Genomic DNA, 22,033 nt, shown 5'->3' with positions numbered 1-22,033 from the left:
GAAAAGCCTCCCATTGACCGGGAGGCTTTTTCTTATGAGGTTCAATCGACTTTGAATCGTTTTATTTGATCGTTCAGTACATTCGATAGCTCTGCTAAGTCTTCGGCGCTGTTCGATACTTCTTCCACAGAACTGTTGGACTGCTGGGCCGCTGCGGTGACCTGTTCGACACCGGCGGCGGATTCTTCCGAAACAGAAGCCACTTCTTCAATCGATGTATTCATTTCATAACTGTCTTCCGAGATCTTTTGGAGCTTTGCAGAAATTTCCCGTGTGCGCGCCACCATATCTGTGACAGAATGCTGAATTTTATCAAAGGTTTCCCCGGTTTGTTTCATCAGGGTGGTACCTTGATCGACCTCTTTGTAACCATTCTGAAGAGTAGCGGCCACCTCACCGGATTCCGTTTGAATCGTATCGACAATTGATGTGATATCTTCGACAGAATGAGAGACCTGCTCGGCGAGCTTGCGGACTTCATCAGCAACGACGGCGAATCCTTTCCCATGCTCCCCTGCTCTTGCTGCTTCAATAGCTGCATTCAGAGAAAGGAGGTTCGTCTGGTTGGCGATATCCTGAATGACTTGGACAAGTTTTGAAATCTGCTGGGATTGACTGTCTAAGCCCCGAACCTTATCAACAGATTCTTTGACGATGCGGTCTATTGTCTGCATTTGATCGACAGAATGACGCATCATGTCACTGCCTTCGTTCGTCATGCGAAGAACTGATCCAGAGGACTCCGAGATTCCCTTGCCATTCTCATAAGCCTCCCGTATTTCCGTGGTGAAAGCTTCCATCATTTCTGATAGTTTGGAAGAACTGTGGGCCTGTGATTCCGCGCCTGCTGACAGCTGTTCCATCGTAGATGCAATCTGCTCACTACCTTCCTGTACTTCGTTTGCAGACAGCCTCAAGCCGGAACTTTGTGTGCGGACAGATTCTACCGCACCTTGAAGTTGGAGGATGATTTGTCTGATTCCTTCTTTCATTTCATGAGTGGATCCCGCCAATTGACCGATCTCATCCTCTCGATTCTGTCGAAGATCAATGGTGAGGTTGCCCTCTTCTACTTCCTTCATTTGTGACTGCAGTCGGACAATCGGCTTGCGGATTCTTCTTGTAATCAATGTAGCGGCTATGATTGACAACAATAAAATGATCAGGACTGTAATGGCAATCGGAATAATGATGGCGGCACTTTGCTGTTCGAGATCCGCTTTATCGACCGTTCCGATTATGATCCATCCGGTTATATCATTCTTTGAGTAGCCGAGTGTCTTATCTTTTCCTTCATATTGATAAGAAATAACGCCTGACTGTTTGTTTTGATTCATAATAGAAGTATAAAAGCTGTTTTCTGTAATATCCGTTCCGACAAGGTCTTCCTGCGGGTGGGAGATGAATATGCCGTTTTCTGCAAAAATAGCAGCATAGCCGGAATCTGCGATTTTCACGCCATCGATCAGACGGAGGAGGGAGCTCATATTGATATCGATAGAAAAGACGCCGACGAGCTCGTCACCGTTTTGCACCGCTTTAGCGACACTCATAATGGTCTCTTCCGTATTTACATCCAAGTACGGTTCCGTCCAGACGAGAGAACCGGCATTGTCCACGGCATCTTGATACCACGGGCGTGTGCGCGCATCGAAGTCATCGGGGAGCTTCAGTTCATCGTCGGACACAGTCGTTCCTTCCGATTCCATACCTACATACGCATTTTGGACAATATCATTGGAGGCGCGTATGTCATTGAGCTCTTCTATGACCGCATCAGGGTCTGATTCTATATTTAAGAATTCCTCCTGGCCGGAATAGTAATTGATCGTATCTTCCTGTGCTTCGAGGAAAATATCGAAGGACTGACTCAACGTCTTCATTTGTTCTTCCACATTGTCTGTGAGCTCTGCCGTCGTGTTATCCACGCTGAAGGAATAGCTGGCAATGCCGACGACAATGCCGGCGATGACAATTAACGTAAGAAAAGGAATCAAAATCTGCCGCTGAATCGTCTTTGTGAAAATGGATGGACGCTGTTTCTTCTTGATCTTCTCTTTCTTCTTCATTGGTACCCTCCCGTATTACTTTCTTTGTGTTCTCCCAGTGCTTTCTTCTCTCTTGTATCGGCATCGGATTAAGAGTTGTAAAGAGGATGTTTCTATGAGAGCGTTATCTAATTAAAATAAATGAAAAGATTAGTATTGAAAGTGGGGAAGGAAGGTGCTATTATATTAATTGTCTTCAAAATACGGGGCATTAGCTCAGCTGGGAGAGCGCTACACTGGCAGTGTAGAGGTCAGCGGTTCGAGCCCGCTATGCTCCACTTCGATATAAAAAGCACTTGCATATGCAAGTGCTTTTTATTTTTTCTATAATTCCCTTTTAACGATAGAATGCCTATTTCTCTATATTTTCCATGTAAATTACTATAAGTCCATCATTTGACTATACCAACACTGCCTCTCTGACATACATAATAATAAGTCAATAAATTTGGCTTTATATTATTTCAAGGAGAGAAAGCGATGTATATTTACGATCCAAACAGTCAGTCTTTCAGATCTAACCGCCTGTCCGGGCTTGGTGGCTGCAGCCGTACAAACGGAACAAATGCCGCAGGTCAACCATACGGCGGGTATGGCCTGCGTCAACCAGGAAACTTGGCTGGCGGTACGACTGGAACAGGGAAATTCTACCCCGAAAGGAAAAACAGCTGTTCAAAGCAATATCCAGAGTGTGATATTGCGGAAACAGTAAGCGTCAACTGTAATTCGGAAGGCTTTGGAGGTGGATTCTTCCTGCCGGTCGTTCTTCGTGATGTGGAATTGCAGGCACTTGTTGAGTCTGAAATTACCCTTCCTACGGCTGCACGTGAAATCAAAAACGTGCGCCGAAACGTGTACTTGACTCAGTGTAAAGCGATCCCGTCTATCGCTACAGAAGCTTCCGTCAACGTATTCGTGTCTGGTTATATCCACAAGAACATTCAGTATGTAGAAGAGTGCAGCGGGTACCTGCAGGATTACTCTGTAGAAGTTCCTTTCAGCTGCAACCAAACAGTGGAAATCGAGAACTTCCCGACTCAATTCTTCAGTGAAAAGTCTACAAGCACAGGAGAGAGAATCTTTGTTGATAAGAAGGGCATGGGAGGCGACCATTGTGTATCCGGCGGTCTTACGTTCGAATATTACAACGAGCCGATCGAGTGCCGTCTTTTGTTCAGTGCGGTAAACGACATTGACTTGTATAAGCATGTCGACAAGTGGGGCCGTTTCTGTAAGATTGTAGAAAAAGCAGAAGTATTGCTTATCTTCCGTCTGATTCAGTCACAGCAGTTCGATGAGCTTCCTGATGGAGAAGAGCCTGGTGCGCAGAATCAAGCGACACAAGGTCGCATCCAGAATAAAATGAACAGAGGCAGATAATTATCTGCAAGGGTCTGATCCTTTACGGGTCGGGCCTTTTTGTTATTTTATGTAGGAAGCGGGCGTTTGGTGCCACTGGGATACCGTGTTTTTGTGTGGTTTGAAAAGGTATAATAGAAGGAAAAAAAGGGAGAGTCTTTGCTATGATCGTGTCTTTCAACCGTGTTTTACAGCGTCTGATGCCCTATATTACGCCAAGCGCGGTGGTGATCGGTGTCCTGCTTGCGGAATGGTTCGATAACTTCGTCTTCCTCGTGCCGTGGATCTTTGCGGTCATGACGTTTGCCGGCAGCCTTGGATCGAACTTTACCGATTTGAAAAAAGTACTCAGACATCCGGTCGCACTGGTTGCATGTATCGTCTTATTACATATCATCATGCCTTTAATTGCTCTTGGAGTCGGAAGCTTATTGTTCGGGAAGGAGGATTATACGACAATCGGGCTGGTGCTGTCCTTTGTCATTCCTACGGGGATTACGTCTTTGATCTGGGTTTCCATCTATAAAGGAAACGTCGTGCTGACGCTCTCCATCATACTGATTGATACGCTTCTTGCTCCGTTTACAGTACCCTTGGTTATGCAGCTGTTGGTCGGGGGCTCTGTCCAGATGGACATAGGCGACATCATGGTCGGTCTTCTGTTCATGATCGTTATCCCTTCTCTGGCCGGAATGGCTGTCAATCAGTGGGGGAGGGCTTCTTTCACGTCCAAAATGGAAACCAACCTAGCGCCATTGACGAAAATCGGGATCGGTCTCGTTGTGACGATCAACAGCTCTGCCGTCGCTCCTTATTTGAGAGTGATCGACCAAACGCTGGTTTGGACCGGAGTGACGGTCCTGTGTCTGGCTGCGTTGTCCTATGTGCTCGGGTTTTGGACCGGTCGGCTGCTGCGGGTGGAGCGTGGCAGTGTCCTGTCGCTCACGTTCAACAGTGGAATGCGTAATATCAGCGGCGGTGCCGTGATCGCCATCACCTATTTTCCACCACCGGTCGCCGTTCCGGTCATCGTCGGAATGTTGTTCCAACAGGTCCTTGCCTCCTTCGCCGGCAAGTGGCTGGACAACTTTGGGAAAGGCGATAAAGGTGTGGCCGCACTGACGCACAAACAGATATAAAGGCGTTTTATAGTTAAAGAAACAGGGGAATCTGATGGAATAGAAGGAAGGACGGGAGGCGCGTATGTTATTTTCAGGAATTAAATTATCCGATCTCTCCAAAGTATCGATCCTGCTCATCGCAGCTGGATTCGTCCTAGTGGGAGGGGCGTTGTTTTTCTTTGCAGAACTTGCCGAGGATGTATTGGAGCAGGACCAGTTCTTCATGGATCAGGCGGCTCAGGATTTCTTTGGGGCCATTCGGTCTCCGTGGCTCGATACAGCCTGGGGCGGATTAACCGAACTAGGGTCCGTATGGTTCTTGACGACAGCTACCGTCCTCGTACTGGGTTACTTGTTATTCTTCTCCAAACTCAGCCGATGGGTGGCCGTCTTCTTCCTTGTCAACATGGCGGGTATCAGCCTGTTGACAAAGGCTCTCAAGCTCACGTTCGAACGGGAGCGGCCCGAGGTGCTGGCGCAATATGACGGGACAGGATTCAGTTTTCCAAGCGGTCACTCGACAGGGTCGATGGTTTTCTATGGATTCATGATCTATGTTGTCGTCATCAGCCGTCTTCAGCGGAAGTGGAAAGTCACGCTCGGTCTTCTGCTGGGACTGGTAATCCTGCTCGTGGGGTTTTCCCGCGTTTATGTGGGTGTCCACTACCTGACGGACATCACTGCCGGCTTCTTATTCGGACTTGCCTGGCTGCTTGTTTGTATCGCTGCTCTCGAAGTGACGCTTTGGAATCAGCGGCGCCGACAACAAGGTTATAAAATGAGCTCCGGGGGGAATAAGAAGATGGAGGAGTGATACATCATGTTATACATCTTAGTTATATTTCTGCCGCCGCTAGCGGTCTTGTTTACGGGTCAGCCGTTGAAAGCGCTGCTGAACTTAATTTTGACCATGCTCTTTTACGTGCCGGGAGCGGTTCATGCAGCCGTAGTTGTTAAAGGTCATTACGATAGAAAGAAGCATAGATGAGAAGAAGCGTCTGAAGGGATCCCTTCAGACGCTTCTTTTTGATTAAACTCCTCGTTTGTTTCCCCAGACGAGGGCATGTACCTGCGGCAGCACACGGACGTGATTAAGCTTTTCCGAGGCGACTACCTGATCGATCAGCCATTCATATTGTTCAAGCAGATGACCGGCCAGGTTCGCCGGTTCGCCTTCCTTGAGGTCATCGTTTCCGACCTGCAGGAAGAAAGGAATGGCTGGATATCGTTCATGGACCTGCGCTGCATAATCCAAATCTTCTTCGTTGAAAATGACGACCTTCAAACTTGTAGAATCACTCCGGCCCTTCCTTTCCAAGCGATGAAGGATGTCATCGAGGATGTTCCAATCCGTCTTCATCAATGAGCTTGGCGGCTTCGGAGAGATGGTAAGGTCATCGATGTCCGGGAACCAGTCCTGATAACGGCTTCCTTGTGTTTCCAATGCGACCTCGATACCGAGGTCGTGAAGTCCGTCAATCAATTCGTTTAAATGTTTCAGCAAAGCAGGGTTGCCGCCTGAGATGGTGACGTGATCGAAGCGTTCCCCACCGGTTTCTTTCAAGCGGGTGATGATTTCCTCGGCAGTCAGGCGTTCGATATCCTCTTTTGCGCTGCCGTCCCAAGTAAAAGCAGAATCGCACCAGGCGCAGCTGTAATCACAGCCGGCCGTCCGGACGAACATCGTTTTTCTACCGACGACCATGCCTTCTCCCTGTATCGTAGGTCCGAAGATTTCCAAGACGGGAAACTTATTCATCGCGCATCCACTCCCGTCTTGCTTCTGCATAACTTGTCGGCGTCTCATAAAGCTTCACGAACTCCACGCGGGAGCCGTCACCGCGGTTTAACAGTGCTTCTTCCATCTGATTATAAATCCAGACGACCATGTTTTCAGCCGTCGTATTCATGTTAGGGAGCGTGTCATTTAAATAGCGGTGATCGAGATGGACCTCAATGCTTTCTTTCCATATCTGTTTGATATCACCGAAGTCGATGACAAGTCCGATATCATCAACGAATCCGCTTATACCGAAGATGACTTTGTACGTATGGCCGTGCAGATTTTTGCACTTTCCTTCATAACAGTGCAGGTGATGGGCCGCGTCGAAGGTGAATTCTTTGCTTACCATAACCCGCTTGGAATGATACTTCAAATCCTGGCGCTTAATGTCTTCATCTATTTTCTGTAAGTTTTCTACAATGGTGAAGCCGAACATCAGCGGCTCACCTCTTTTTGAGCAAGATACATATCCAGACCATTCTGACGGAGGCGGCACGCCGGGCAGTCGCCGCAGCCTTCTCCGCGTATGCCGTTATAACACGTAAGCGTCTTTTCGCGCACATATTCGAATCCACCGAGTGTATCAGCAAGCTCCCATGTCTCGGCTTTATCGAGCCACATAAGCGGTGTGTGAAGGACGAATTCGTCATCCATGGACAAGTTGAGGGTGACGTTCAGTGATTTCACAAAGACGTCACGGCAGTCCGGATAGCCGCTGAAATCTGTTTCACATACGCCGGTGATCACGTGCTTGGCACCGATCTGTCTGGCAAGAATGGAAGCGAAGGATAAGAACAACAAGTTCCTGCCCGGAACGAAGGTGGATGGGAGCTCCCCGTTTTCGCCGTCTTTCACTTCCATATCATTACGCGTCAAAGCGTTCGGTGCGAGCTGGTTCAAGAGAGCCATATCCAGGATATGATGGCGGACGCCTTTATCGGCGGCGATTTCTTTGGCAACTTCAATTTCTTCTTTATGCCGCTGGTCGTAATCAAAGGTTACGGCTTCGACGTGATCGAACTTCTCTAAAGCCCAGTACAGACACGTTGTACTGTCCTGGCCGCCGCTGAATACAACCACGGCTTTGTTGTTTTTTTCCATAAAAAAATTCCCCTTCCATATAGGAAAGAGAGTATTCTATACACCCAAAACACTAAAAAAACCGTACCTAAGGTAAGGTACAGTTCCATCCTTAGTTTTTTATAGAGGGTGTCGCTAGAACCTCTCCTGCATCTGTCTGCAGATTTTATTCCATTGCTTCCCTTATTCTAACATGGAGCAGGTGAAAAAGGGAAGGAAAGACTTGGAGAGGTGGAATAGGCTCATTAGTTAAAAAATTGCGATTTACCTGTTGACTTCTTACATAGGTTTTGTATAATTATAAACATCAAGTAATAAATATGCAGGATTATTCATTGAGGAAGAGAGTACGTAGGCATCGGATCTGCAGCGAGCCGGGGTTGGTGGAAGCCTGGTGATCGATTCATACGGAAACGCACTTCTGAGAAGTTCGGTGAACGATAGTAGCCGTAACCGGGAGCTCCCGTTATCAGCATTGAGTTGGTCTATTTAATTAGACAATGAGAGTGGCACCGCGGATGATAATAACGTCCGTCTCTTACCTTTAGTAGGAGACGGTTTTTTTATGGATATAAATAACTAGGAGGAATTTAATTATGACAAAACCAAAAGTAGTACTCGCATATTCCGGTGGATTGGATACTTCGATTTCAGTGAAATGGATTCAGGAAAAGTACGGATATGATGTCATCGCCTTAGGGTTGGACGTTGGTGAAGGGAAAGACTTGGAGAAGATCCGTCAGAAAGCGCTGGACGTCGGTGCGATTAAGGCGATTATGGTGGACGCTAAGGAACTGCTTGCGGAGGAATACCTGATTCCCGCTTTGAAAGCAAACGCACTGTATGAAGGGAAATACCCGCTGTCTTCTGCACTATCCCGTCCATTAATCTCCAAGCTGTTGGTGGAGGTAGCGGAACAGGAAGGCGCAGTAGCTGTCGCACACGGTTGTACAGGAAAAGGAAATGACCAGGTTCGTTTCGAAGTGTCCATCCAGGCCTTGAATCCAAACCTTGAAGTGATCGCTCCAGTCCGGGAGTGGGGAATGACTCGTGATGAACAGATCGTATATGCAGAAGAAAATGGCATTCCAATTCCTGTGAATTTAGAAAATCCGTTTTCCATCGATGCGAATATCTGGGGACGTGCCTGCGAAGCCGGCGTTCTGGAGGATCCTTGGAAAGAGGCTCCGGAAGCGGCATACGCCTGGACGAATCCTATTGAGAAAACTCCGGATACGCCGGAAACGATCGATATCGATTTTGTGGAAGGGAAGCCGGTAGCTATTAACGGTAAGGAAATGGGTATTGTAGAATTGATCGAATACTTGAATGAACTGGGTGGAGAGCACGGAGTCGGACGTATCGATCATACAGAAAACCGCCTTGTCGGAATCAAATCAAGAGAAGTGTATGAAAACCCTGCAGCCATGATCCTGATCAATGCTCATAAAGAGCTTGAGTTCCTGACATTGACAAGAGAAGTATCCCAGTACAAAGCGAATGTCGATCAGCAGCTTTCCAAGATCATTTACGATGGTCTATGGTACTCTCCGCTGCAGCCGGCGCTTGCTGCTTTCGTAGAGACAACACAGAACGTAGTGACTGGTACAGTGAAAGTGAAGCTGTTTAAAGGTCATCACACAGTGATTGGTAAGAAATCGCCGGTCAGTCTTTACAACGAGGAACTGTCCACTTATTCCAAAGAAGACGCGTTCGATCACAATGCAGCTGTCGGTTTCATTAAACTGTGGGGGCTTCCGACGAAAGTATATGCTGATGTTCATAAAGGCGATAAGCTGTTGAACAAAGCCAAGGTGAGCGCGCATGACTAAGCTGTGGGGCGGCCGCTTTACCAAACCAACGAATAAACTGGTGGAAGAGTACACCTCTTCCATCGGCTTTGATCAAAAACTGGCCCTTCAGGATATTAAGGGAAGCATGGCACACGTTACGATGCTCGGCGCGTGCGGCATCATTTCCGAAGAGGAAGCTGCTCAAATCAAAGATGGTTTGTTAACTATTGAGCAAAAGGTGAAGAACGGGGACGTCACGTTCGCTGTAGAGCATGAAGATATTCATATGAATATTGAGAAGCTGTTGATTGATGAAATTGGTCCCGTTGGCGGCAAACTGCATACAGGGAGAAGCAGGAATGACCAGGTAGCGACAGATATGCATCTGTATTTGAGAGAGAAGACGAAGGATCTCATTCAATTGCTGGAAGCAGTCCAAGCGGCTCTTGTTGATCAGGCGGAATCCCATGTAGAAACCATTGTCCCTGGTTATACACATTTGCAGCGCGCCCAGCCGATTTCTTTCGGACATCATCTCCTTGCTTATTTCTGGATGTTTGAAAGAGATAAAGAAAGATTGCAGGACAGCTTGAAGCGTGTCAACTGGTCACCACTTGGGGCGGCTGCCTTGGCAGGTACACCATATCCAATCGATCGTCAGATGACAGCGGAAGCGCTGGGGTTCGACCAACCGTATCCCAACTCTTTGGATGCCGTGAGCGATCGGGATTTCATTCTTGAGTTTCTATCGATTTCTTCGATTTTGATCATGCATATCTCCCGTCTGTCGGAAGAACTTGTGATGTGGGGAAGTCAGGAATTCCAATTTGTGGAGCTCGATGACGCATTCTGTACAGGATCAAGTATCATGCCGCAGAAGAAGAACCCGGATGTTCCTGAACTGTTGAGAGGGAAAACCGGTCGCATATACGGAAACCTTATAGGACTGCTTACTTTGCTTAAAGGTCTCCCGCTTGCCTACAATAAAGACATGCAGGAAGACAAGGAAGGTATGTTCGATACCGTTGAAACGCTGGAAGGAGCACTGCAGCTGCTTGCGCCGATGCTTGCATCCATGAAAGTCAATGATAAAGAGATGAAGAAGGCAGTCACAGAAGATTATTCCAATGCGACGGATATCGCTGATTACCTGGCAGTAAAAGGTATGCCTTTCCGTCAAGCGCACGAAGTCATCGGAAAAATCGTTCTGTATGCGATAGAAAACAAAAAGTATCTGCTCGATTTGAAAATGGAGGAGTATAAGGAATTTTCCGAGCTGTTTGAAGCGGATATATATGAGAAACTAGCACCGGATCATGTAGTAGCGGCACGAAACAGTGAAGGTGGAACAGGATTTGAGCAAGTGAATAAGCAATTGCAATTGGCAAAAGGGCATCTGGGTTGAGCAGGTGTCCTTTTTCTTTTCTAATGGAAGAGAATAGTGTAGTAATGAAAACGTTTGAAAAATGTCTGGAAGGCTATTATAACCATACGACCTTAATCTCGAGAGGAGTATGTGACATGTCTAAGTATGTACAAGCCTATTTTCAAACAGAGAACGATGCCGAGGGTGCGAAGTCGTCCCTGCAGAAGCTAGCGGTGGAAGGAGAAATGTTGGAAGCTGTTCCAGAGGAAGCGGACTTGACACCGATTGTTCCGTTGGCAGGATCGACATCAACAGGGGGAGGTACGTTTACCTTCACAGAAGTGATTTCACCAAAACATGATCATGAAGAAGCGTTGACAGATAAAAAGCACTTGACTCATGTGCTGCACTTTTCCGTAGAGGAAGAGTCCTTGGAAGAAGCCCTCAAAATTATGAAGGACCACGGCGGCCATGTGGATAAAAAATTATTGAAATGATAATCACCTCCGTCTCCTCAGAAAGACGGAGGTGATTTCTTTTACATGTATAGGCTGGCAAGGAAGATCCCCATTGTTTCTTGATAGATCTCATCAAACTGGTCAAGTGGAAGCGGGTTTACTCCTTCTCCCAGCTCAAGGGTGAATCCGGGACGGCGGAATTCCTGAATGAACCAATCTTTATAGCCGGAAAAGCTGTCTACATAGCGGATGGGCTCGTAGCCGCTGACTCTCCCGAATTCTTCTGCAATGGCAATGGATTCCGCAGGCTCTAATCCCTCGTATCCCCAGAAGATGACCTCACCCTGCGTATGCAGGGCAAGCATCTTTTCGAAGTTCCGATCCTTTGCCAACTCGGCCATGGCGATCGTTTCCGGCTCTGTCAGTGGTTCATATCCGGGAAAATCACGCGGAGCTGGTGCCGTCGGTTTTCTCGCGGCGTCCACTTCCCACTTAGCAGGAAATTGATTGTTAAGGTCCACCCCGCGGATGTTCGCCTTCCAGTCGGTGAAATCATTACTTCCTTGATTAATGCGCAATGCTTCTCTGCCGAATTCTCCTTCGGGCGCGCCGTTTAAGACGAGATCGACACCATCAGGATCGACCATCGGGACGATCGATATGGTGATTTGATCATAGTAGGGGAGCATATCAAGCCCTCGTATCGTTTCTTTATTTGTTAAAGCGAGGACATAATCGTTGAGAAACTGCATGATGACAGCAGTTGTGATCCACTCATTCGCATGGAAGGAGCCGTTCCAGTGAACCACTTTCGGACCGCGTCCGATTTGAAGCTCCACCAGGTCTTTGCCCATGACGCTTTGACCGATGACATTCTTCCGGATATATGGATACAAAGCGAGGAGCTTATCGATATCCTTGCGAAGAATAGTCGAGTCATACGGTTGGTTCCCGTCGAGGATCCGGTAAGTCACAAGGACAGGAATAGTTAGTTTTTGGCCGATGACGAGACGTGAGGGGTCTATCCCCGGATTTAATAGAGCAAGCGCGTCCAGGGAGATTCTCCGCTCGCTCGCCAACTTCCATAATGTATCTCCTTTTTGGATGGTATAGGTGCTTGTTTCGTAACCCGGAATAAAGATGGTTTGACCTATGGAGAGTTCACCCGGTTCGATCCCGGGATTGGAGTCTATTAATAAAGTCAGCGGGATATTGAACAAATTGGCATAATACCATAACGTATCTCCACTTCTCACTTTTACGTCCACGATAAAGCCCCCTCTCCTTATATGTATATGGAAAGAGGAAAAGGAGCATGAAGTCATTTTCTCTACAGTTTTTTAAAAAACGATACATAGCAGCTGGATTTCAGGTACAATAAGGCGTAATGGCCATCCAAGGCCTCAGTTGAAGAAAGTAGTGATATACATGCAAACATTCGAACAATTAGGAGTGCCTTCCCATTTAGTCGGAAAGCTGAAGCAGCAAGGCGTCACTTCTCCTACGGATATACAGGTGGAAGCCATCCCCGCTTTAATGGATGGCCGGGATATCATCGCAGAAGCACAGACCGGAACAGGCAAGACGTTCGCCTTCCTGCTGCCTATACTGCACAATATTGACCCGGATCTGGCAGAGGTACAGTCTGTCGTCATTACCCCGACAAGGGAACTTGCGCTGCAGATCACGGAGGAAGTGACGAAAGTGAAGGATGCGGCTACTCATGTCCTCGCAGTGTACGGTGGACAAGATGTTGCGAAGCAGGCGAATAAGTTGAACGGACGAGCCCATATCGTTATCGCGACGCCGGGCAGGCTCCTCGATCATATGCGGAGAGGGACGATCAGCCTCCAGTCCGTCCGTCACCTTGTCCTGGATGAAGCGGATCAGATGCTTGAAGCAGGATTTCTTCCTGATGTGGAAGCGATTCTCTCTGAAATGAATGCCGAGAGACAGTCGATGCTTTTCTCAGCGACGATTACGAAGCAGGTCCAGAAGCTTGGTAGAAAGATGCTGAAGGACCCGGCGCGTATTTCAGTAAAAGGGGAGCAGGTCACGGTTTCGAATATTAAGCAGCTTCTCTATGAGACGACGGACAGGCAGAAGCAGGCCGCGCTCCTGACAATCATGAGGGAGCACCGTCCCTTCCTTGCGGTGATTTTCTGCCGGACGAAAAGGCGGGCGAAGAAGTTGAACGATGCCTTGACCGCAGAAGGATTTGCATCGGATGAGCTGCACGGAGATCTTTCCCAGGCAAAAAGGGAAAAAGTGATGAAGCGGTTCCGTGAAGCGAAGCTGCAGTATCTGGTAGCAACAGACGTTGCTGCTCGGGGATTGGATGTGGAAGGTGTCACTCACGTTTTCAATTATGACATCCCGCAGGACCCGGAAAGCTATGTGCACCGGATCGGACGGACGGGGAGAGCAGGCGGCAAGGGACTTGCGATCACGTTTGCTGCACCGAAGGACAAACCAGCGCTTAGAGATATTGAGAGGTTCATCAGTGAAAAACTGGAACGCCGGACGATCGAAGGTCTTTCACCAGGAAAGCGGAAGGAACAGGAAGATACGGAAAGAAAACCACGTCATAATAGGCGTAGAAGAAAGTAAAAGACGAGGCCCGGGAGGCCTTCGTCTTTTTTTTATGGAATAGTGACAAAAGTTTAACATTGAGAGGCGTCTGGAAATATGATATAGTAACAATGTAATTCCGAGTTTACTTATAGGAATTATAAATTATGGGGAGAGATGACGAAATGGGAATGGAATTCGTCGACTTATTCGACCAATGGGCGAGTTCGTATGATGACACAGTAGCCGGGAAAGATCCCGAATATAGGGAAGTGTTCGACGGGTACGATGAAATGCTTGCCCGCCTCGCCGCTTTGTCCGTATCGCCTGTCATGGAATTCGGTGTCGGCACAGCCAATTTAACCCGCCGGATGGTGGATCAAGGAAAATTGGTAATCGGAGTCGAACCCTCTTCGGAAATGCGCAAAATTGCTAAGATGAAATGTCCGGAAGCAGCAATATATGATGGGAACTTTCTGGATTACCCGCAGTTTGGGACTCCGATTCGTTCCATTGTCAGCTCATTCGCCTTCCACCACCTGACCAAAGAGGAAAAGGAAACAGCGATCAAAAGCTTCCACGACCAGCTGGATACAGACGGTCAAGTCATCTTTATTGATACCATCTTCCAGGATGAAGCACATAAACAGAGGCTGATCCGTAAAGCGGAAGAAGCGGGATTTTTAAATTTAGCACAGGATTTGCAGGAAGAATACTATGCCTATCTAGAAGAATTAAGGGAGGCGTTTATTGCTCAAGGGTTTAAAGTGTCCTTCGAGCAGCTGAATAAATACGCTTGGCTCATACAAGCGAACAAAGGGGAATGATCTTATGCCAAAAATGAACGTAGAAAGCTTCAACTTAGACCACACGAAAGTGAAAGCACCTTATGTGCGTCTTGTAGGAGTGACAGAAGGAGAACACGGCGACAAAATATATAAATACGATTTGCGTATCAAGCAGCCGAACCAGGAATATATGGATATGCCTGCGCTGCACTCCCTGGAGCATTTGATGGCGGAAAACAGCCGTAACCACCACGATCGAATCATTGATATCGGTCCGATGGGCTGTCAGACCGGCTTCTATATAGCCGTATTGAATGATGACAGCTACGACAATGTCCTTGATGTCATCGAGAAAACATTGAACGACGTTCTGGAAGCCGATGAAGTGCCGGCCTGCAATGAAGTACAGTGCGGATTCGCAGCCAGTCACAGCCTGGAAGGCGCGAAGGAACTTGCGAAGGAGCTGCTGGAGAAACGCAGCGAATGGACGGAAGTCTTTTAATACACGGGAGATGAGAATGCGATGGGTTACGTCAAGAATATACAGTCACTGATCGGTCAGACACCTATGATTGAACTCACTCATTCAGACATCCCGAATCAAGTTAGGATATTTGCCAAACTTGAATTCATGAACCCAGGCGGTAGTGTCAAAGACCGCCTGGGTTTAAAACTGATTGAGGATGCACTGGAGAAAGGCCTGATTCGGGAGGGTGGCACCATTGTCGAGCCTACAGCGGGGAACACCGGTATAGGATTGGCACTGGCCGCAATCGGCAGGGGCTTCCGGGTTCTTTTTGTTACACCGGAGAAGTTCAGTAAAGAAAAGCAGACGTTGATGCGGGCGCTCGGTGCTGAAGTCATCCACACGCCTACAGAAGAAGGCATGCGGGGAGCCATTGAGAAGGCAGAGCAGCTGTGCCTGACCATTCCCGGTGCGTACAGCCCTAAGCAGTTCAGCAACGAAGCGAACCCTCAAGCGTACACGGATTCCTTAGGACCTGAAATTTATCAGGATTTAAACGGTGAAATAGATATTTTTGTTGCCGGCGCCGGTACCGGGGGGACGTTTATGGGAACGGCCCGGTATTTAAAAGGGAAAAAAGAAGAAATTAAAACCGTCATCGTGGAACCGGAAGGCTCGATTCTGAATGGTGGTAAGCCGGGATCTCACCGTACGGAAGGCATCGGAATGGAGTTTCTGCCTTCCTATATGGACACAGCTTACTTCGATGCGATTCATACGATTTCCGATGACGTCGCCTTTCAAAGGGTGAGGGAGCTTGCAAGGAAGGAAGGGCTGCTGGTAGCCAGTTCTTCCGGTGCGGCGTTCGAAGCAGCGCTGCGAGAGGCAGAATCCGCCAAACCGGGTTCGAAGATCGTGACCATTTTTCCGGATAGTAGTGAAAGATATCTAAGCCAAGGCATATATGAGGAGTGATGAAATGAGAAAGAAAACGCAGCTGATCCATGGAGGAATTACTGGAGATGAGAAGACAGGCGCGGTCAGTGTGCCGATTTATCAAGTCAGCACTTATGAACAGGATGGTGTTGGAAAGCATCGCGGGTATGAATATTCCCGGACTGGAAACCCGACCCGTTTCGCCTTGGAAGAGTTGATTAAGGAATTGGAAGGCGGTTACCGAGGCTTTGCGTTTGGTTCAGGAATGGCGGCGATCACGGCTGTATTGATGACCTTTGATAAAGGCGATCACGTAATCTTTACCGATGACGTCTATGGCGGTACGTACCGGATGGTATCCAAAGTAATCAACCGCTTCGGTTTGGAAGCAAGTTTTGTGGATACGAGCGACGTAGACACGGTGGAAGCGGCTGTCCAAGCGAATACGAAAGCCATTTACGTAGAGACTCCAACAAACCCTCTATTGAAAATCACCGACTTGAAACGGGTCTCGGAACTTGCCCGTGCCAAGGGACTGACGTTGATTGTCGATAATACGTTCAGTACACCATATTGGCAGAATCCGATCGACCTCGGAGCAGATATCGTACTTCACAGTGCAACGAAATATTTAGGCGGTCACAGTGACGTCGTGGCAGGCCTTGTCGTTGTGAACTCGGAGGAACTTGCAGAAGCTGTCCACTTCGTATTGAATTCCACCGGAGGAATCCTCGGTCCACAGGACTCCTGGCTGCTCATGCGGGGGATCAAAACGCTTGGAATCCGCATGGAGGAGATCGAAGCAAATACGAAGGAATTCGTAAGCTTTCTTGAAGGCCTTCCTGAAGTGACGAAGATTTATTATCCGGGCTTGTCCTCGCATAAGGGAAGTGACATTCACCACGCTCAGGCGAGAGGGAACGGCGGAATGATCAGCTTTGACGTCGGCAGTGGTGAGAAAGCAGACAAAGTTCTGCGAAACGTCCGCTATTTCACACTGGCGGAAAGCCTTGGAGCAGTAGAAAGCTTAATTTCTGTTCCTGCTATGATGACGCATGCTTCCATTCCCGAAGATCGCAGAGCTGAGCTCGGTATTACAGACGGATTGATCCGCGTATCCATCGGTTTGGAAGATATAGAGGACTTAAAAGAAGACTTTCTGGCCGCTTTACGCGCGTAAAAAAATGGAGCATTCCGATGATGGGATGCTCTTTTTTGTTTGTCTGTATAGGTGTCTTTTGATCGTGCCAAACTAAGGGGGCAAGTCAAGGAGTGGAGATAAAATGGATGACACTATATACAAAGAACGATTACAGCAACGTAAGCGTGAAATAGAACGACGAATGGAAGAAGAAGCGAATTTCGGCTTGGAACGTGGTTTCGCTAGTGATATGGCTTCCGGAGAGTTGTCGCAGTATGACAACCATCCTGCTGACTCCGGGACGGAGCTTTATGAGCGTGAGAAAGATCTCGCGTTGTCCGGGCATTTGCGTGAAGAGCTCTCTGATATTCATTATTCGCTTACTCAAATAGCAAAGGGTACGTACGGTGTTTGTGAGAAGACCGGGCGGCAGATACCAAAAGAAAGGCTCGATGCTCTTCCCACCGCCAGAACGATTGCGGAAGAATCTCCGAACGACAGGCTTTATTCAGGCCGTCCGCCGGAGGAAGAGGTGCTTTCTGAAATGGAAGAAGCCTATGGAGAGATCCGCATGACGCCGGAATACAATGAGCAGAATGCCTATGAACAAGTAGCGTCTTTCAATCAAAGCGCTATGACCTATGATGACTCTTCCTTAATGGACAATCAGGACGGGGTCGGATATGTGGAAGAATACGAACCGTTTGTATCAACCGATATTTATGGCTACACAGGTGCGGATCACGTCCGATTTGAACGTAACGTGCACTACGATAAGTATATGGATGATTTGGAAGAAATCGAAGAATAGAGGAAAGCCTGAGCGGATTGCTCAGGCTCTTTTTAATATCCCACTTCGACAGCGGCGTTCACAATGTACATTAAATCGTTCTTGTCCTCTTTGTCTTTGAGCAGGATTCCACTCGATGTGAGCATGCCGCCTTCCATCACTTCAATGGTGACGTCCCCGTATGGAATGGCTTGTTTAACGGCATCATGATCCAGCTTATCATGATCGCATGGGACCGCCAGCTTCACTTTGATTTTCATGTTATCAAGGGATTGCTCCGGCAGCACGGTACGGATGCCCGGCATCGAATTAGTATGGATGGCATTTTTAATGGCACGAACAGAAGCTTTCGTCACATCCTGACCATGAACATCCGTACCCATCCCGGTTTGTATAAACATTAATTGTTCCATGTATTGAACCACCTTTCTTACTGTTTATCGTATCACAGGAAAGACCAGGGAATGAAACGGAAATCATTCCTGATCTCTCATCCACTCATGGAGCAGGGCGGAAGGAAGTGGCTTTTCAATATAAAAGCCCTGCAACATGTCCGCATGGATGCCTTGAAGGTAATCAGCCGTTTCGGCATTTTCCACGCCTTCCACGACGACTTCACATCCAAGGCTCTGTCCAAGTTCAATCATCTTCTTAACAATAATGCGGCTTTTATCTTTGAGCAGCAGATCTTTCGTAAAGCTGCGGTCGACTTTCAGCGTATGAATTGGATAAAGGCTTAAGTATTTCATCGACGAATACCCAGTACCAAAATCATCGATGGCGATTTGGACGCCCATACGTTCCATTTTCCTTAAGGTTTCCACCGTCCTGCTCTCCTGTCGGAAGGCAATCTGTTCGGTCACCTCCAGTAATAATTGAGAAGGATTCACCCTTGACTGGGCGAGCGCTGCTTCGAGCGTCTTCAAAAAGGACGGATGCTCGAAGTGCTGCGGCGAAATGTTGATACTCATGACTAATCCAGTGTAGCCGGCGTTTTCTAATTCATTCAGCTTAGCAAGACCGGTTTGAAGCACCCACTCGCCGATTTCTACAATCATGCCCGTCATCTCTGCAAGCGGTAAAAATAATGCCGGGGGGAGCAGACCTTTTTCCGGGTGCTCCCAGCGTATCAAAGCTTCCATTCCTCTCACTTTTCCAGTAGATGCTTGCACCTGAGGCTGATAAAACAATTCAAACTGGTCCTTATCAAGCGCCTTTCTTAAATTCAGTTGGAACCGTTCGTAAGCGAGGTGATCCTGATCCATCTCCGGGTCAAAGAACCGAAATTGGCTGCGTCCGTTTTGTTTAGCCGCGGTCTTCGCACGGTGCGCATGACGGATAATGGTCGCCGGTGAATCTCCATGGTCAGGAAAAACAGCCCCTCCAGTACTTACCGTTACGTATATATCCTGACTTTCGATAGAATAAGGAGCATGGAACTGCTGTAAATAATGGCTGATCCTCTGATGAAGCTGAATGCCTTCTCCCGGATCATGCAGCAGGACAACAAAACCGTCCTGGAACCATCCAAGTTTGTCCCTCCCATGAAGAGCGGATTTAAGGCGTCTCGTTATACCCATAATCAGTTGATCTCCCACCCGGTACCCCAGTTCTTCATTAAAAGCAGAAAAACGGTCAATGTCCATATAGAGGACTGCAAAGGGCTGATCTTTCTGGATCTCGTCATCCAGGTAATGTTCGATCCAATGTCGGTTCGGAAGGTTCGTCAACGAATCATAGAAAGCGATTCGTTCAAGCTCCATTTCCGCTTCTTTCCGCTTCACATGCTCGGTGATGAAGGCTGCCATATCCGCAATGGAAGTACCAAAAGCTTTCTCATCGAAATCCCATGGACGCGAGCGGTCGAACTGTTCACAGCAGAGGACACCAACCATTTCGCCACCGCAGATAATCGGAATATCCAGCATAGCCAGGACGTTATTCGGTTGGTTAAAAGCTTCGCTCAGCTCAAAGACCCGGTCGTCCTGTGTTGTATTACTGACAGCCAGTGTGCGCTCGTTCTCCAATGCGGAGAAATAGGCTGGGAAAGCATTCCTGGGAAGGTTTTTCATTGGAGGATCAACGGTCCTATCCCCTCTTTCCTTCATCGCTTCCACTTGAAGGTTTTCACGAGCCTCATCAAACATCCAGACGCTGACTCTGTCCGTATCGAGGGTTTCAATCGTTGTGTTACAAATCATTTCAAAAGCAGGCAGCAGATCGATCCTTGTAAGTCGGGCATCTTTCATGATTTTCATCAGCTCCGACTGCTGACGGCGAATGCGCTCTTCTCGATTTGCGCGGGAAGAATACGATTTCGGACCCTGACGTAATGGAAGGGTGCAGGCTTCTAATATGGGTAACAGTCCAGCTATTTCTGATGCCTCGATGTCACAATTATGACCGGCGAGAATAATTATTTCTTTTTCCGAAGGCAGCATAACCGCTGCTGCCTTTTCTTCGCCTGGAAAGAGGGAAGAAACGTTATGGATCTCCCCGGGCTTTCCGTACCACTGGATTCCAGGAAGTGGGTAGAAACGTGAATCGTTCACGTGCTCGAACGATGAATGAAACATACCCTCCTCCTTCTCTTGACGGTAAAGGAATGCTCCATCCGCTTTGAAATAAAGACAGCATTGTTCCAATATGTAGGAGACGGCATTCAAAGGGTCTTTCGTAAGAAGACTCGACATGAATGATGTAGTGACCAGAGGGGATTGATCCATGCTTGCACTCCCTTTATTTGTGTTGGATTGTCTATAGTGTACTACGTTTATCCGACATGATTCGAATTATTTCTACTGGATGCTTTACTTTTAGCGCTTTGGGATAAGCTAAGAAGTACAGGAGGGATGTGCTTTGAAGCGCTTAAATGTAGCCCTGTTGGCTATTGTATTCGTTCTATTGTACAGCACTGGTGTCGCTGCTGAAAGTCAGTACAAAATCGTTCACAAAGATCAAGTGACAGAAGGCTGGGAAATCCATGTCGACTATCCGCTGTTTGAGCAACTGGAGAATAAGGCGATACAGGAGCGGGTGAACAATGACATCATCGATAAGTTGGAAGAGAAATTCCGTATGGTCAAGAGGGGCGCAGGTGAGTCGATAGGCATCCCTTATTTGTATTATGAAGAAACGATTGTTTACGAAGAGAAGGAGTTCTTCTCGGTTGTCATGACATCTCATATCTCACGGGGGGACCGCTATAATTCGACTGTCTCATCTGTGAACTTTGTGGATGGAGCAGCAGGGGAGATCAGACCTTTAAAAGAGGTTGTTCACATGGATCGGTTAAACAAAGCTGTGGAAAAAATTATCCAATCCGATCCTGATACGTACTTTCAGAAAACGTTCCGCGGTGTAAGGGACAATACCGCCTACTATCTTCAAAAAGACAAAATCGTACTGGTATTTAATAAGTATGAAGTCGCTCCTGGCGTGTTTGGTACACCTGAGATGTCGATTCCTTTAAAGGGGATGAAGAAAGAGCATCCGAAAGAAAAACGGGCTCCTGTTCCGTCCTATACTTCCGCCTATATAAAATAAAGAAGCATAAGCCTTGGCTTATGCTTCTAACATTTCTTCTTCCTGATTCTGGTCTCCGTAATAATGGAACATATATTGTTCTTTCGTAATGACATACAAGTCATAAACATCTTCTACTCCATTGATCTGCTGGAGAACTTCCGGATACGTTTCGTTCGCCAAGGATACATAAGGGATTTTCAAGGCCGCTTTCATGGATCGGATGTTGGTTCTCCTGATCTTCATGAAGATCGCTTCGATGCCGAGTTGGAAGAACAATTCTTCAAAGAAGGCCTCTTTCGCAGGTTGGTTGTAACCTTTACCGAAATAGGGTTTGCCAATCCATGTTGCCAGAAAACCCTTACCTTCTGTCACGTCGAAAAGGTTGATCGTGCCGATCGGCTGTGCCCACTCATCAAGGATGGTACGTGAAATCAATTCCCCCCGATCTTCTGCTTCTATCGTCTGCTTCGTTAAGAAATAAAACTCATCACTTGATGCAGCTTTGTGGCGGACGTACGGAAAGACTTCGGGATGACTCATCAATTCAAAAAGTACCGGGGCGTCATGTAGGTCACGTTTTTTCAGCATAAAAAATCCCTCCTTGTAATGAGGAGGGTGGACCGGATGCATAGGGAAAAAAGCATGCACCTAGCCGGATTCGGCCCACCCTCGAATTTTTATCAACAGCTCACAAAAATTCGGGGTGGGAATCGAACCCACTAGAACCAGCATCATGCTGGTGGCGCACCATTTGCCTTCCCTACACCAAAAACGTATAAATGAACATCTAACTTTATAATAATCG

At 47.6% G+C, this 22,033-nt stretch carries 22 protein-coding genes, 1 tRNA gene and 1 other annotated feature; of the genes, 15 read left to right on the top strand and 8 right to left on the bottom strand.

The genetic code is table 11. From position 1 onward, the window contains the following. Nucleotides 1–41: 41 nt before the first annotated feature. On the bottom strand, nt 42–2,069 hold the full coding sequence (locus AXG56_RS19790) for a methyl-accepting chemotaxis protein (protein ID WP_082794492.1): 2,028 nt from the start codon (nt 2,067–2,069) through the stop codon (nt 42–44). A gap of 184 nt (nt 2,070–2,253) precedes the next feature. Here AXG56_RS19790 and AXG56_RS15125 point away from each other — a divergent pair. From AXG56_RS15125 to AXG56_RS19020, 5 genes are all read left to right on the top strand, one after another. After that, nucleotides 2,254–2,326 (top strand) — tRNA-Ala (locus AXG56_RS15125). A gap of 202 nt (nt 2,327–2,528) precedes the next feature. Next, nucleotides 2,529–3,428, top strand: coding sequence for a CsxC family protein (locus AXG56_RS15120; RefSeq protein WP_051348978.1), 900 nt, complete (start codon nt 2,529–2,531; stop codon nt 3,426–3,428). Between the two features lie 143 nt (nt 3,429–3,571). Continuing rightward, entirely contained in the window at nt 3,572–4,546 is a 975-nt protein-coding gene (locus AXG56_RS15115) for a bile acid:sodium symporter family protein (protein WP_062515318.1), read from the top strand. Nucleotides 4,547–4,610: 64 nt separating this feature from the next. Beyond that, nucleotides 4,611–5,342, top strand: a complete 732-nt coding sequence (locus AXG56_RS15110; protein ID WP_008632651.1) for a phosphatase PAP2 family protein — start codon at nt 4,611–4,613, stop codon at nt 5,340–5,342. 6 nt (nt 5,343–5,348) lie between these two features. After that, nucleotides 5,349–5,516, top strand: a complete 168-nt coding sequence (locus AXG56_RS19020; protein ID WP_008632649.1) for a YqaE/Pmp3 family membrane protein — start codon at nt 5,349–5,351, stop codon at nt 5,514–5,516. A 42-nt stretch (nt 5,517–5,558) separates the two neighbouring features. Here AXG56_RS19020 and queE read toward each other — a convergent pair whose 3' ends face one another. The 3 genes from queE to queC are packed head-to-tail and all read right to left on the bottom strand — an operon-like array spanning nt 5,559 to nt 7,412. Beyond that, a complete protein-coding gene (gene queE / locus AXG56_RS15105; RefSeq protein ID WP_062515315.1) occupies nt 5,559–6,287 on the bottom strand; it encodes a 7-carboxy-7-deazaguanine synthase QueE in 729 nt (242 codons plus the stop codon). Further along, entirely contained in the window at nt 6,280–6,747 is a 468-nt protein-coding gene (queD, locus tag AXG56_RS15100) for a 6-carboxytetrahydropterin synthase QueD (protein ID WP_008632644.1), read from the bottom strand. Before queD ends, queE begins: the two co-directional genes overlap by 8 nt. Next, nucleotides 6,747–7,412 carry a 7-cyano-7-deazaguanine synthase QueC gene (gene queC, locus AXG56_RS15095; protein ID WP_062515310.1) on the bottom strand — a complete coding sequence of 222 codons (666 nt, stop codon included), beginning with the start codon at nt 7,410–7,412 and terminating at the stop codon, nt 6,747–6,749. Before queC ends, queD begins: the two co-directional genes overlap by 1 nt. Before the next feature lie 305 nt (nt 7,413–7,717). Then, nucleotides 7,718–7,933 (top strand) — a binding site (T-box leader). A 54-nt stretch (nt 7,934–7,987) separates the two neighbouring features. Between queC and AXG56_RS15090 the strand changes: the two genes are divergently transcribed. The 3 genes from AXG56_RS15090 (at nt 7,988) to AXG56_RS15080 (ending at nt 11,047) form a co-directional block, all read left to right on the top strand. Then, nucleotides 7,988–9,223: an argininosuccinate synthase gene (locus AXG56_RS15090; protein ID WP_008632637.1), complete on the top strand. Its 1,236-nt coding sequence runs from the start codon at nt 7,988–7,990 to the stop codon at nt 9,221–9,223. Further along, the gene (gene argH, locus AXG56_RS15085; RefSeq protein ID WP_026578602.1) at nt 9,216–10,589 is read left to right on the top strand and encodes an argininosuccinate lyase; all 1,374 of its coding nucleotides are present in this window, start codon (nt 9,216–9,218) and stop codon (nt 10,587–10,589) included. The genes AXG56_RS15090 and argH overlap by 8 nt, the downstream gene beginning before the upstream one ends. Before the next feature lie 116 nt (nt 10,590–10,705). Then, entirely contained in the window at nt 10,706–11,047 is a 342-nt protein-coding gene (locus tag AXG56_RS15080; protein WP_235601515.1) for a hypothetical protein, read from the top strand. Between the two features lie 41 nt (nt 11,048–11,088). On the opposite strand, the gene AXG56_RS15075 is transcribed toward AXG56_RS15080, so the two are convergent. Then, the gene (locus AXG56_RS15075) at nt 11,089–12,276 is read right to left on the bottom strand and encodes a M14 family metallopeptidase (protein WP_008632630.1); all 1,188 of its coding nucleotides are present in this window, start codon (nt 12,274–12,276) and stop codon (nt 11,089–11,091) included. 160 nt (nt 12,277–12,436) lie between these two features. On the opposite strand from AXG56_RS15075, the gene AXG56_RS15070 reads away from it, so the two are divergent. The 6 genes from AXG56_RS15070 to AXG56_RS15045 all read left to right on the top strand — a co-directional run bounded on the left by AXG56_RS15070 (nt 12,437) and on the right by AXG56_RS15045 (nt 17,721). Further along, nucleotides 12,437–13,618 carry a DEAD/DEAH box helicase gene (locus AXG56_RS15070; RefSeq protein ID WP_035388591.1) on the top strand — a complete coding sequence of 394 codons (1,182 nt, stop codon included), beginning with the start codon at nt 12,437–12,439 and terminating at the stop codon, nt 13,616–13,618. A 128-nt stretch (nt 13,619–13,746) separates the two neighbouring features. Beyond that, on the top strand, nt 13,747–14,406 hold the full coding sequence (locus AXG56_RS15065; RefSeq protein ID WP_008632627.1) for a class I SAM-dependent methyltransferase: 660 nt from the start codon (nt 13,747–13,749) through the stop codon (nt 14,404–14,406). Between the two features lie 4 nt (nt 14,407–14,410). Next, on the top strand, nt 14,411–14,869 hold the full coding sequence (locus AXG56_RS15060) for an S-ribosylhomocysteine lyase (protein ID WP_062515304.1): 459 nt from the start codon (nt 14,411–14,413) through the stop codon (nt 14,867–14,869). 21 nt (nt 14,870–14,890) lie between these two features. Further along, nucleotides 14,891–15,808, top strand: a complete 918-nt coding sequence (locus AXG56_RS15055) for a PLP-dependent cysteine synthase family protein (RefSeq protein ID WP_062515301.1) — start codon at nt 14,891–14,893, stop codon at nt 15,806–15,808. Nucleotides 15,809–15,812: 4 nt separating this feature from the next. Beyond that, nucleotides 15,813–16,949 carry a bifunctional cystathionine gamma-lyase/homocysteine desulfhydrase gene (locus AXG56_RS15050; RefSeq protein WP_062515299.1) on the top strand — a complete coding sequence of 379 codons (1,137 nt, stop codon included), beginning with the start codon at nt 15,813–15,815 and terminating at the stop codon, nt 16,947–16,949. Nucleotides 16,950–17,052: 103 nt separating this feature from the next. After that, nucleotides 17,053–17,721 carry a TraR/DksA C4-type zinc finger protein gene (locus AXG56_RS15045; RefSeq protein WP_062515296.1) on the top strand — a complete coding sequence of 223 codons (669 nt, stop codon included), beginning with the start codon at nt 17,053–17,055 and terminating at the stop codon, nt 17,719–17,721. A 32-nt stretch (nt 17,722–17,753) separates the two neighbouring features. On the opposite strand, the gene AXG56_RS15040 is transcribed toward AXG56_RS15045, so the two are convergent. Together AXG56_RS15040 and AXG56_RS15035 are read right to left on the bottom strand one after the other, a co-directional pair. Continuing rightward, nucleotides 17,754–18,113, bottom strand: a complete 360-nt coding sequence (locus AXG56_RS15040; RefSeq protein ID WP_026578597.1) for a Lin0512 family protein — start codon at nt 18,111–18,113, stop codon at nt 17,754–17,756. 63 nt (nt 18,114–18,176) lie between these two features. Continuing rightward, a complete protein-coding gene (locus AXG56_RS15035) occupies nt 18,177–20,426 on the bottom strand; it encodes an EAL domain-containing protein (RefSeq protein WP_062515294.1) in 2,250 nt (749 codons plus the stop codon). 133 nt (nt 20,427–20,559) lie between these two features. Between AXG56_RS15035 and AXG56_RS15030 the strand changes: the two genes are divergently transcribed. Continuing rightward, nucleotides 20,560–21,246, top strand: a complete 687-nt coding sequence (locus AXG56_RS15030; RefSeq protein ID WP_026578595.1) for a DUF3298 and DUF4163 domain-containing protein — start codon at nt 20,560–20,562, stop codon at nt 21,244–21,246. Nucleotides 21,247–21,264: 18 nt separating this feature from the next. On the opposite strand, the gene AXG56_RS15025 is transcribed toward AXG56_RS15030, so the two are convergent. After that, complete coding sequence (locus AXG56_RS15025) at nt 21,265–21,816, bottom strand: GNAT family N-acetyltransferase (protein WP_008632611.1); 552 nt, start codon at nt 21,814–21,816, stop codon at nt 21,265–21,267. Nucleotides 21,817–22,033 lie beyond the last annotated feature (217 nt).

The organism is Halobacillus sp. KGW1, assembly GCF_001592845.1.
GTDB lineage: Bacteria > Bacillota > Bacilli > Bacillales > Halobacillaceae > Halobacillus.
The sequence above is the reverse complement of the archived record's forward strand: the minus strand, read 5'-3'. Positions and strand labels throughout refer to the sequence as shown.